This window comes from Congregibacter variabilis (assembly GCF_045689235.1).
Classification (GTDB): domain Bacteria; phylum Pseudomonadota; class Gammaproteobacteria; order Pseudomonadales; family Halieaceae; genus Congregibacter; species Congregibacter variabilis.
Genome location: NZ_CP136864.1, coordinates 2,145,283 through 2,157,571 on the forward strand (window position 1 = coordinate 2,145,283; position 12,289 = coordinate 2,157,571).

Annotated in this window: 8 protein-coding genes; 5 read left to right on the forward strand and 3 right to left on the reverse strand. The window is 55.4% G+C overall.

Annotated features, from left to right (window positions below; translation table 11 throughout):
* Positions 1–29 precede the first annotated feature (29 nt).
* The 4 genes from R0135_RS09445 to R0135_RS09460 all read left to right on the forward strand — a co-directional run bounded on the left by R0135_RS09445 (position 30) and on the right by R0135_RS09460 (position 7,796).
* Positions 30–1,049, forward strand: a complete 1,020-nt coding sequence (locus tag R0135_RS09445; protein WP_407346568.1) for an amidohydrolase family protein — start codon at positions 30–32, stop codon at positions 1,047–1,049.
* Positions 1,050–1,075: 26 nt separating this feature from the next.
* Positions 1,076–1,903, forward strand: coding sequence for a cyclase family protein (locus tag R0135_RS09450; RefSeq protein ID WP_407346569.1), 828 nt, complete (start codon positions 1,076–1,078; stop codon positions 1,901–1,903).
* A gap of 378 nt (positions 1,904–2,281) precedes the next feature.
* Positions 2,282–4,645, forward strand: a complete 2,364-nt coding sequence (locus R0135_RS09455) for a TonB-dependent receptor (RefSeq protein ID WP_407346570.1) — start codon at positions 2,282–2,284, stop codon at positions 4,643–4,645.
* Positions 4,646–4,910: 265 nt separating this feature from the next.
* Positions 4,911–7,796, forward strand: a complete 2,886-nt coding sequence (locus R0135_RS09460; protein ID WP_407346571.1) for a diguanylate cyclase domain-containing protein — start codon at positions 4,911–4,913, stop codon at positions 7,794–7,796.
* Here the strand turns inward: R0135_RS09460 and dinG are convergent.
* Both dinG and R0135_RS09470 read right to left on the reverse strand, forming a co-directional pair.
* On the reverse strand, positions 7,767–9,890 hold the full coding sequence (dinG, locus tag R0135_RS09465) for an ATP-dependent DNA helicase DinG (RefSeq protein WP_407346572.1): 2,124 nt from the start codon (positions 9,888–9,890) through the stop codon (positions 7,767–7,769). The genes R0135_RS09460 and dinG overlap by 30 nt on opposite strands.
* Positions 9,887–11,032 carry a 1-acyl-sn-glycerol-3-phosphate acyltransferase gene (locus tag R0135_RS09470; RefSeq protein WP_407346573.1) on the reverse strand — a complete coding sequence of 382 codons (1,146 nt, stop codon included), beginning with the start codon at positions 11,030–11,032 and terminating at the stop codon, positions 9,887–9,889. Before R0135_RS09470 ends, dinG begins: the two co-directional genes overlap by 4 nt.
* A gap of 133 nt (positions 11,033–11,165) precedes the next feature.
* On the opposite strand from R0135_RS09470, the gene R0135_RS09475 reads away from it, so the two are divergent.
* Positions 11,166–11,390 carry a hypothetical protein gene (locus R0135_RS09475; RefSeq protein WP_407346574.1) on the forward strand — a complete coding sequence of 75 codons (225 nt, stop codon included), beginning with the start codon at positions 11,166–11,168 and terminating at the stop codon, positions 11,388–11,390.
* Here the strand turns inward: R0135_RS09475 and R0135_RS09480 are convergent.
* On the reverse strand, positions 11,387–12,178 hold the full coding sequence (locus tag R0135_RS09480) for a tyrosine-protein phosphatase (RefSeq protein ID WP_407346575.1): 792 nt from the start codon (positions 12,176–12,178) through the stop codon (positions 11,387–11,389). The genes R0135_RS09475 and R0135_RS09480 overlap by 4 nt on opposite strands.
* Positions 12,179–12,289 lie beyond the last annotated feature (111 nt).

Sequence of the window (12,289 nt, forward strand, 5' to 3'; positions counted from 1 at the left end):
AAACGCCAAAAAACCATAAGGAGAATGGCATGGATTTGTTTCACGAAGACCACCCCGCGTGGCTAGCACAGGTTGATGAGGCGATCATCGACCCCGATCAGCCCATCATTGATCCTCACCACCACCTTTGGCCAGAGGTGATGGGCCATGTTTACAACGTGGATGAATTCGCGGTGGACACCAACACGGGCCACAACGTTATCGGTACCGTCTTTATGGAGTGCAGCACCTGCTATCGGGAAGATGGTCCTGAGCACGAAAAGTCCCTGGGTGAGACCGAATACGTGTTGGCACAAGCTGCGCGCATCAAAGAGCTGGACCTCGGTGCCCCGATTCTGGGCATGGTGGGTCATGTAGACCTTCGCGAAACCGCCACGCTGGATGCCACACTCGATAAACATATTGCCCTTGCCGGTGACTTTTTTAAGGGCATACGTCACGCGGGCGCAAGCGCCCGGGACGAAGATCGACAGAGCATGCTCATCCCAGGCGCTGCTCCTGCTGATCTTTACTTACTGCCCGAGTTTCAGGCCGGTGTGCAGCGTCTTGGCGAGCGGGGCCTGTCTTACGATACCTGGCATTATCATTACCAACTGCGGGATTACATCAGCCTCGCCAAAGCCTGCCCCGATACCACGATGATCCTCGATCACTTCAGTACACCGCTGGGCGTGGGTAACTTTGAAGGACAGCATGACGCGATCTTCGACAACTGGAAGAATGAGATGCGTGAACTCAGCAGTTGCCCGAACGTATTTCTCAAACTCGGCGGCTTGGCCATGCCCGACAATGGTTTTGGCTGGCATTTGGCCGAGCGACCGCCGTCATCAGATGAGCTTCTCGCCGCGCAAGGCCGATGGTACAGGCACGCACTGGACTGCTTCGGCCCGTCGCGCTGCATGTTCGAAAGCAATTTCCCGGTAGACCGACTGTCCCTGTCCTATGCGGTCTACTACAACGCCATGAAGAAGCTGGCTGCGGGTTTGTCCGTCGACGACAAAAACGCGCTTTTTGCAAACACGGCCCGTCGTGTTTATCGACTAAGCTAAGGATTTACCCCCAGTGGAGAACAGCTATGAGTAGTGATCCAGCAGCGCAAACCGCCGAGCTTCTGAAGAACCCCAAGCGACATATTATCGACCTATCGATACCCATCGAGAACGATGTCGCCTCAGATCCGGAGCCCTTTCGGCCGCAGGTCACCTACCATCGTCACGATGGCACCCACGACCAGCTCATGCCGTTTTTTCCGGGCCTGGAGAAAAGCGACCTCCCCGACGGCGAAGCCTGGGCCGTAGAAGAAGTACAACTGAATACGCATAACGGCACGCACATGGACGCACCCTGGCATTACCACTCCACTATGGATGGTGGTGACCCTGCCTGGACTATCGACCAGGCCCCGCTGGACTGGTGCTTCAGGGCTGGCGTAAAGCTGGACTTTCGGCATTTTGATGACGGCTATGTCGCCACCGCTGCCGACGTAGAGGCTGAGCTTGCGCGCATGGGCTACGAGCTCCAACCGCTGGACATCGTTGTGGTGAACACCAGTGCGGGGGCCGCGTACGGCGATCCAGACTATATTCACCGTGGCTGCGGTATGGGCCGCGAAGCAACACTCTATCTTACCGAGCGAGGTGTTCGCGTTGTGGGCACGGATGCCTGGTCCTGGGATGCACCGTTTTTGCATACGGCACGGAAGTTTGCCGAGTCAAACGATCCATCCATCATCTGGGAAGGCCATAAGGCGGGTCGCGACATCGGATACTTCCAAATGGAGAAGCTCCACAAGCTTGAGACCCTCCCGGACTATGGCTTTGAAATCTCCTGCTTCCCGGTCAAGATCAAAGGGGCGTCCGCCGGCTGGACCCGCGCTGTGGCCATTTTTGACTCCGACAGCTGAAACGCGAAGCGCGCTACCCGCCCCCCTGTCGGCAGGCCTGCGCTGTGAATTATTCACATTCAAACGGCGTTCACCCAGCGATTTTTTGATAGAAAACAGTAACTAAGACAACATTTTAACGGTGCTTTGCTATGGCAAGCTTGCCGTGAAGACGTTACAATTTTGCTGTTGGGCCGGTGATTACCGGCACCAGCGATAAGCCAATAAGAGCGATAACAGCTACTACACAAGTGTCATGCAGATAAGAGACAGACTCACTCCTGACTCCGCGCGAGGTTCTTTGAACCCGGGCTTTGCTGCACGTCACTTTTGCATGTCCCCGGCGACAGCACGCAATAAATTAAAAATACCCGCAAGATACTAAAAAGGATGCGCCCCATGAGTTCACGTAGATCAATGAAAAACGCTGCCCCGCGCTTATCGAAGAAACCCCTGGTAGCTGCACTGGCCACTTTGCTGGCCGGCAGTGCACTATCCGCTATGACGCAGGCTCAAGAGCAACCACAGCGTCGGGGTGGTTCCGCTGCCCTGCTGGAAGAAGTCGTCGTCACCGCGCGAAAGCGCGAAGAAGGCTCGCAGGATGTACCACTGTCAATCACCGCTTTTGGCGCTGACCAGATCGAAGCGCTTAAAGTTCGCGATCTGACCAGCCTGTCCGTAGGCATGCCAAACGTAGCTCTGGACGATGTCGGTACGACACGCGGTACTGCAAACTTCTCTATCCGTGGATTAGGCATCAGTGCATCTATTCCATCTATCGACCCTACAGTTGGTGTGTTCGTGAACGGCGTATATCTCGGCGTTAACAACGGCATTATCTTTGATGTCTTTGATCTGGAGAGCATCGAAGTTCTACGCGGCCCCCAGGGCGTGCTGTTTGGACGTAACGTAACCGGTGGCGCGATCCTGATGAACACCAAGAAGCCCGGCGAAGAATTCGAGGGCCAGGCACGCTTTGCAGTTGATGGAGGCGGCGACGGTGGCTTGAACTACTACGCCATGGGTACCGTTGGCGGACCTGTGACCGACACTTTGGGCTTGAAATTGACAGCCTATTACAACGAAGACGAAGGTTACTTCCAGCGCGACGCCTTTGCTCCCAATGGCGTTACCCAGCAAGACGTGGGTGCTGTTGAGCAAACCATGATTCGTCCTACCCTGGTGTGGACCCCCACTGATATGTCAGAGCTTGTAGTGCGCTACGAGTACACCGACATATCCGGCGATGGCGCGGTAGCGCAGTCGCACACCAATGGCCGTGGCGAGCCTGGCGCCTTCGTTAACTTTGACCGAGAGAGCTTCGGCAACAGCAACGACTTTATCGGTTATCAAAACATCGAGACTGACTTTCTTACCGTGGAATACAACCAGGGTGTAAGCCTGGGCGACGGCACGGTTACAGCAATCTACGGCTGGAGAGAATCCTCCTCACAGTCGGGCAGCGACATTGATGGCCAGCCAGTGTGGGCCTTCCACTCAGCAGCATGGTTAGACACAGAGCAAGACAGCCTGGAGCTGCGTTACAACGGTCAGTTTGGTGATGTTAACTTCACTACCGGTGCGTACTGGTTCGAAAACAACCTGGGCTACCACGAGCGTCGTAACCTTGCAGGCGCAGCGCTTGGCAACCAGGCACCCCTGATTATTCAGGATGGCGGCGGTCTCTACGGTGTAGAGACGCTCGGACTGTTTGTTGCCGCAGACTACGACATCACAGACAGACTTACCTTGACGGCGGGACTGCGTTACACCGACGAAGAAAAGTATGGCGACATCGCTTCATTGGCGGCTAACCAAAGTATCGAGGAGGCTTTCTTTGGCCTTGATTCGGGCCAAATCAATTATCTAGTGGATAATCGTTGCAACCTCGTAGACAGCAGCGAAGGCTTTCCGAGCTGTCCTTTTGACTTCAACGGCAAGGACGACTGGCAGACCTGGTCACCTAAAGTTGGCGCGAGCTACGCTCTGACCGATGAGTCACAGATCTATGGTCACTGGTCACGAGGCTTCCGCTCTGGCGGTTACAACCTGCGTAACACCACGCCGCTGTTCACACCAGAAGCCTTTGACGAAGAGCAGGTAGACAACTTCGAACTGGGCTATAAGTCACAGCAGTCCTGGGGCCGCTTGAACGCCGCGTTCTTCTACACTCAGGTAGAAGACATGCAGCGCGAGATCAACTTTGCGGACCCTGATGCCGGCGTTGTACAGATCATCCGTAACAGTGCTGATGCCACACTCTGGGGTATCGAACTGGATGGCACCTTCGCCCTGTCAGACAACCTGTTGATGATGGCTTCGTTTGGTTACATTGACTCCAGCTATGACGACGTGTTCTTTGACCTCAACGGCGACGGCGTGATTGATGGCGCAGACAAGTCCCTGGGCCTGCCTCGTGCACCAGAAGTTACCTACAGCCTGGGCTTTAACTACGACATGGAACTGGGCAGCTGGGGCTATGCCACAGCGCGCGTCAACTATGCCTATCGTGATGAGGTGTTCTTCACCGATAACAACCTGGGCTTCATTAACGAGCAGGATATTCTGGATGCAGGTCTGGATGTCTACTCTAACAATGGTAGCTGGGTGTTCTCGCTGTATGGTCGCAACATGCTCGATACCGTAAAGCACGGTGGTGACACGCAGTTGTCTCCCACCATCGTTGGCGTACCCACTGGCGGAACGTTCTCGCCCTTGATGCGCGGTCAGACCTACGGTGCAGAAGTAACGTTCAACTTCTAATCGCCCGCAAGCGATAATTGACCGGCGGTGCGAAAGCCCGCCGGTTTTTTTATGCCTGCAAGAAGGCACATTCACGAGCCCCTGTCACATTAAAATGATCTCGGGTAACCTGCTGCGCCAGACATTCGGAAAACAGGCAGTAACGTTGAGGGCTCGGGAGATTCATAACATTTTTATTTCCCTTGGAAAGCACGCACGCGCCAGCAGGCGCTGGGGCGCACTGCTAGCCTTTTGCCTTTGCATCTTGGGCATATCGCCAAGCAGCATGGCGCTCAATCCCGACCGCCTCCTCAGTCAATATCTCCTCGATCACTATGGTCGAGACTCGGGTTTACCATCAGACCGCGTATGGGTCAGTGCAGAGGGGCCTCGTGGCTATCTTTGGATTGGCACTCAAGGCGGCTTGGCCCGTTTTGACGGTGTGAATTTCAAAACCTACAACCAACAATCCCATCCCGCATTCAAAGCCAGCGATATTCGCGCGCTGGAATGGACACCCGACGGTGATTTGTGGATAGGCACCTACGGCGGCGGTGCAGTTCGCATGCGCGGCAACGAATTCACGGCTTTTACTAGCGATGACGGGCTAGTCGGCAATGTGATCTATGACATTCATCGAACCGTCGACGGCTCCCTCTGGTTTGCAACAGATCAAGGCGCCAGCCAACTGGTCGCTGACGAATTCAGTTCCTGGACTGTGGATGATGGATTGACGTTCAACGGAGCGACTCACATTGCTGAGGACCAGCAGGGGACATTGTGGTTTAGCAGCCTCACCAATGGCGTCAGTTTTTTCGATGGGATTCGCTTCCAACAAATAGGCCTGAATGAGGGTCTGGATTCTCTCCAAGTACATATGCTCCGGTGGGACGAAGAACTTGGCATTATTGTAGGCACCGCCACCGGCAGTATTTACCAATTGTCCACCACGCAAGCACCCAGGCAGCTGCCCATATCCAAGCCCGTGGCAATAGAAGAATATCTTCGCGACCGTGATGGCAATCGCTGGCTGGGGAGCTACGGTGAGGGACTATGGCGAGCCAATGCCGATGGAAGTGCGACTCGCTTTAATTTCGGCAACGGCAATGAAACCGAACACATATTTGGCCTCATTGAGGACACTCGGGGAACCCTGTGGGTCTCAACGACGCGCGGCCTGTTTGGCCTGCGCGATAGCCCCTTCTTGTCCTTGGGAACAGCAGAAGAGCTAGCTGACTCTACTTTTGTCGTGACCGCTGACACTGACGGGACGGTTTGGGCCGGCAGTGAGCCCCACGGCTTATTTCGCATTACCGCCGATGGACAGCTCTCCCAGCCTCACCCTGAACTCATCAATAAGACAATCTCGTCTCTTTTGGTCAGTGCCGATAGAAGCCTCTGGATCGGAACCTTCGGCGAGGGTCTGTTTCGCATACGCGATGGCGTGGTCACGCATTTTGGCGAAGAACACGGACTGTCTGGCCTACACATTTTTGCGCTCCAGCAATTGCGTGATGGGGCCATCTGGATATCCACAAACCTTGCGCTGAACATGTGGCGAGACGATACATCGCCAATAACCCAGCCTCTCCCCGAGCTTGATGGCAAGTTACCCCGCCATATCCTGGAAGGTAAGGACGGCACCGTCTGGCTTAGCAGCGCCCAAGGGCTGTTTATTTATCGTAACGGCTTACTGGAGCAAAGAATCATCGGTGACGGCCCCACAAGCAGCATCGTTCGTACAACATACGAAGATTCGCGGGGCGTACTCTGGATAGCAGCCGGGGATGGCATGCTCTCGCGACTGGACCAGGGCAGCCTGTTTACCTTTGATAGCTCCCATGGTCTGCCGTTCTCAGCGGGCTATGCCATTCTCGAAGATAAGGCCCGTAACCTTTGGATATCTGGAACCCAAGGCTTACTCCGAGTATCGCGCGACAGCCTCGATGCCGTGGCTCGAGGAGAGCGCAAAACACTAGAGATACGATTGTTTGATGAAAGTGATGGCCTTCGCTCAACACAGTTTGTCGGTGGCTTTCAGCCCGCGGCCTGGTCTACGCCGGACAATCGCCTGTGGTTTGTAAGTACCAAGGGCCTCATGGCGTTTTTACCTCAGAGCCTGGCGTCCGAAAACCCGATGCTACGCACCTATGTTGATGCTGTGCGCGTAGATGGCAGCACAATAGACTTACTGGAACCCCTGCAGCTACCCGCAGACTTTCAAAGCCTGGAAATCGACTACAGCAGTCCCGAATTGAGTAACGCTCAATCTGTAAGCTTCCGATATAGCACGGCGGCAAACAGTGACTTTTGGACAAGTGCCGGTGATCGACGCACGGCATACTTCAGCGCATTGCCCGCTGGCGACACGGTCTTTCGAGTCCAAGCCAGCTTCAACGGTGAATCACCCTCTCAAAGTAGCGAGAACGTCGCTGTCCTGCAGATCAACAGAGCTCCTCACTGGTACGAAACCACCTGGTCGGTGCTCGCCGCCGCCATCTTGATTGGACTACTGGTCACACTCCTGCAGCGCATTCAATCACGCAGTGCCCGGCGTCGGGAGCAACAGTTGCGCGGGCTGGTAGATCTTCGTACCGAGGAGCTTCGCGAGGCCCTGGTGCGCGTGGAGGCAAACTCACGTATCGACAGCCTCACTGGTGTTGCTAACCGGCGTCATCTGGAAGAGCAACTCAACGCCACCTGGAGCATGGCGCGGCGCAGCGGCGCTCCCGTGAGCATCCTCATGCTGGATATCGATCTCTTTAAGCAATACAACGATACGCTGGGTCACGCTGCCGGCGATGACTGCCTACGGCTCATTGCCCAGGCCATCAAAAGTAAACTCCTGCGCGAACACGACATGCTGGCGCGCTACGGAGGCGAAGAGTTTGTCGTGTTGCTCTATGACACCGACGCCAAAGGCGCCGAGAGAACCGCTGACCGTATTCTCGAGTGCGTCAGAGCACTGGCCCTGAAACATCCTGCAAGTAACGTCAGCAAGCACGTCACCGTAAGCATTGGCTGTGCAACGCTTGGCGAAAAGGAACGCGACGATCCACATCGGCTCATCGATCTTGCAGACAAAGCGCTCTATCAAGCCAAAGCTAAGGGCCGAAATCGTGCCTGCAGCTCAGATCACGATTCAGCCAATACGACGCTGGAAGGGCGGTAATGAATCGAGAATCGCTCGCCCATAGCGGCGAGTAAGAACCCGGCGATCCATCAGTGTCACCCGGCCGGTATCCGTTTCGGTGCGTAAAAGGCGACCGCTGGCCTGGACAAGCTTAAGTGCGGCATCAGGCACACTGATTTCCATAAAGGCATTGCGACCCTGAGCTTCTAGCCATTCAGCCAGTGCCGCATCCACAGGATTGTCAGGAACAGCGAAGGGTAATTTGGCAATCACTACGTGCTGACAATAATTGCCGGGTAAATCCACACCTTCGGCAAAACTTGCCAAACCAAAGATGACTGCACCATCGCCGGCATCAATGGTTTCGCGGTGGCGACGAATAATCTCTTGTTTACTAAAATCGTCCTGGCGAAGAATCCGGTCTCGCCATTCTCGAGGCAGCCCATCGTAGACGTCATTCATTTGCCGACGGGATGAGAACAACACAAGGCTGCCCTCTCGCGCATCCAGCAACTGCGGCAGCTGTGTGATCAGCTCTTCTGTATGGGCCGGCGCGTTGCTCGGCTCACTTTCCATCGCCGGAACGTGCAAAGTCGCCCGACTATAGTCAAAGGGACTCACTACAATCTTGTAGCGGCCATCCTCTGGAACACCCGAGCGTGCTCTAAAGCGATCAAAACTACCCAATGCAGTCATGGTGGCAGAAGTCAGCACCACGCCGGCCGCCCGTTCCCACAACTGCTCTCGGAGAATATCTGCTGCCAGAATATGACTACAGTGAAAATCGATGGCCATTTCTTCATCATCTGGCCGACGCCGAAGCCAGCGTGCCCGAGGCGGAGATTCCTCTGAGGCATCGGCTGCAAAGTCTTTGAAGAGTGACAGTACGCCCTCGGCACGCACGAGCATGCCTCCCACTGCCATTTGCCATGCCTCGAGCTCATCGCGCTGGGAGGCAAAGCCTTCATCCTCCAGTGCATCGTCCAGACCAGCCTCCAGGGTCATAAGCCGCCCATTGAGCCGTGACCATTGGCTTGCTATCGCTGTGGCGGCCTGCTGCAGGTCCGCAGGAACAATGCCCCCCGCAAAGCGCAGCTGCTCCTCGAAGTCTCCCGCCCCAGCCATGAGCACCGCCGCCTGTTCGCCGATCTGCTGCACGCGCAGCTGAAGATCATCAAACAATGCGGACATGGGCTCCAGAACTGCAGATAATCCCGGCAGAGCCGTCAACAGCGGTGCACCTTTAGCCAGGGCTTTGCGGCTATCGCCAAGCCAGGACAGTGTTGAGGGCAAACGGCAAAAGGAAGCGAAGTGGTTGAGTGCTTTGTCAGGCAGATGATGCCCTTCATCAAAGATGTAAATACTGTCCTCTGGCGCTGGAAGAATTGCACCACCGCCCAGAGCAAGGTCGGACAGCACGAGATCATGGTTGGTAACCACAACATCGGCTTCTTGCAAACCGTCCCGAGCTCGATAAAAACTACAGTTGCGAATGTTTGGGCAGCGTCTGCCGCTGCATTGCCCCTGATCGGCGGTCACCGGTAACCAATCCACATCATCAATAGGTGCTGACCAGTTATCCCGATCTCCATCCCAATCGCCACGACCCAGGGCATCGAGCATAAGCCCATAACTTTCCAGCGCGTCCCGAGCGAGCGTTGGCGCGACTTCATCCGGGTAAAGACCCATGGTCTGCCCACCGCCGGATTCGCGAGCCATCAGTCGATCCAGTTGACTGAGACACAGGTAACGCCTGCGCCCCTTGGCCAAAACGTAGCTAAAGTCGAGGCCACTGCCAGCCTTGATATCCGGGAGGTCCTTGTGAACCAGCTGCTCCTGCAGCGCTACGGTCGCCGTTGCAATAATCAGACGCTTGTTGAGGACCCGCGCCATCACTAGCGCAGGAATCACATAGGCGATGGTTTTTCCTGTTCCCGTACCGGCTTCAATAACGGCAATGGGGGATCCTGCGCTGTCAGGCCCGTCGATCGCAGGTGCTAGCAGCGCGAGAGTATTAGCGACCTCTGCGATCATTTGCCGCTGACCCCAGCGAGGAGTCAGCCCCCGGGCATCGGTAATGGCGGTATAAGCTTCCCGGATTGCGTCTTTGTCCGCCGGAGAAAGAACGCTCACGAGGGGTTTTTAAGCTCCAGAACACTGCGCAGTGCATTAGCATAGCTGGCCAGTGCAAAAGGCCGTTCTGGTTCTGCAAGCGCATCAATACGGCTATTGAATTCTGCTTCGGAGCAACTTCCCTCTGCGACATCAATACCTGCCAGATCAGCCTTCCCGCCTAAGCGCCGGTAGGCCCATACGTTCACCGGGTGGAGACGATAACCGCTTACCACCTGCGCATCGATAGCAGCAGCAACCTCCGCGGGAGACTCCAGATCGGCCCCTAAAGGTGTTCCAAAATGCACATGAACCCGCCCCTTATCACCGGAGATTCCCTGGCCGATGGACGCTACGTCCTCCTGGTCAGATTTTTCGTAGCTGCCAGTGCTTTCACGCTGACTCAGCTCCCGCGCTTTCATGGCGTCGCAGGGGTCCAGCTCATAACTGATAGCAACGGGCACAATCCGCAATGAAGCAATGTGATCGCCAAAACTTTCGCTTTGCTTGTCCCGGCTCAAAGAAAGCATCTTTATCACCGCAGCCTCCGTGCGATCCCGGCCATCTTTAGCACGACCCTCGCGCTGGGCGATCCATATGGGTGCATTATCCTCTTGCACCGAAAAGCGAATGTACTGAGCAAGGAGTTTGGAATTGGCCAGAAGCTCCCGAGGGCCGCTCACCGATCGCTTCACAATAAAGCTCTTGTTGAGCCGCATCAGGTCGGCTACCCACTGCTCCCGAAGCAAATTGTCACCAATCGCTATTCGCAAAGTTTCATACCCTGCCCGGTGCAGTACGTAGTTAGTAAGGGCCGGATCCATAGCTATATCGCGATGGTTGCTGATAAACAGATGCGCGCTTGCAGCATCAAGATGCTCAAGTCCGGAGACACTCAGACCCGCAGTGCTATCTTCGATAAGCCGCTCTACGTAACCCTTCACCCGCATCTGGAGGTCGGCAACGCCCTCTACCTGAGCAAACTGACGGCGAAGGTAGAAACGCGCCAGGGGCCTCAGCAGCCCCGTAAAGGGAAGTATCGATTCACCAAAACGCAGCCGCAGCATGGCGTTCAGGAAGTCCCTGGACCCCAATAAACGGTTTATCGTCGGCCGCACCTCCGCGTCGTTGTAGGGTCTTATTGCAGCAAAAGGATCTGACACGGGGAACTCCAAAAAAAACGCGCCTCACCTTAACCAAAAAGCCTCTGGCCGTCATCCAACGAATGCGCGCAAACGCTGACGAACGCAGAAGCTTCTGCTACTCTTGCGCGCGATTTTTGAACGGAGAAACATCATGGAACCAACTAGCGCAACACTTATGACCTTTGGCCTTGCTACCTTATTGGTAAGCTGGATATTAATGCTCATCGCAGCGTGGAAGGACGATTACGCCTGGGGCATATTTGCAGTGCTGCTCCCCCCACTCGCTTACGCATACGGTTTGTTCCGACTGGAAAAAGCCGGCCAGAGCCTTTTGGTGGCGTTTGCGGGACTGCTCATGTTGTGGGCGGCCTTTTAAGCAGCATCATTGAGCATAAAGCGGCGGCGCAACTCGCGCCGCTCCTGCTCCCCCAATCCCAAACCTTCACTCAAATACGTATTTTTATCACCGTATAGACGATCCATGGCCTCAATGGCGCTGTGGAGATAGTCCAGCTCTGTTTGCATCATTGGCAGCAAATCCACATCGTCCAGATGGTCTACCGGATACTTTTTGCGCACCCGCGGTAACTGCTCTGTGGGCAGGTAATAGCGTCGGGATAAAAGATAGTCTGCCTCAATATCTTCTGCCGCCACGCCTAATGCCATTTGTAATACGGCAACGGCAAAGCCCGTTCGGTCCTTTCCCGCAGAACAGTGAAACAACACCCGCTGGGCATCGCTGGCCAGCAGTTGAGCAAAAATATCTCGATAAGTCTCCGTCTGGGATTCCACAAACTCCCGATTGATGTCACACATGAACTGATACATGGCCTCTGCCCCACCCAAGGTCGTGGAATCGGCGTAGATGGCACTGCGTTGGCTACCGGGCGTAATGTCAGCGCCAACCACGGTAACGCCCTCAGGCAACCATGAAGGCTCCATTTGACGCTCGTCCTGCCTGCGAAGATCAAAAATCAAGCGTAGTTGCAGTTCTGCCAAGCGCTCGCGGTCAGCGTGAGAAAGATTTGCCAGATGGCCGGAGCGAAAGACTCGTCCCCAGGCCATGGTCCCACCTTCGCCGGCATAACCCCCTGCATCCCGAAAGTTTGGGGACCCTGTGAGACCCAGATGACGCCCCAAATCATTGTCTGATAAGTCGTTCAATGTTGTTTCACCTCCATGATTCTTGCCCTGATTTAGCTAAATCCGGGTGTATGACTCTCACAGTGGCTTTTGTCACCACTCAACCCCTATTGACAGATGGCCGGGCAATCG

Bases quoted from the DNA above. Each gene is read 5' to 3' on its own strand.
- R0135_RS09475 (WP_407346574.1), top strand. From the start codon at position 11,166: ATGGAACCAACTAGCGCAACACTTATGACCTTTGGCCTTGCTACCTTA.
- R0135_RS09455 (WP_407346570.1), top strand. From the start codon at position 2,282: ATGAGTTCACGTAGATCAATGAAAAACGCTGCCCCGCGCTTATCGAAG.
- R0135_RS09450 (WP_407346569.1), top strand. From the start codon at position 1,076: ATGAGTAGTGATCCAGCAGCGCAAACCGCCGAGCTTCTGAAGAACCCC.
- R0135_RS09445 (WP_407346568.1), top strand. From the start codon at position 30: ATGGATTTGTTTCACGAAGACCACCCCGCGTGGCTAGCACAGGTTGAT.
- R0135_RS09460 (WP_407346571.1), top strand. From the start codon at position 4,911: ATGGCGCTCAATCCCGACCGCCTCCTCAGTCAATATCTCCTCGATCAC.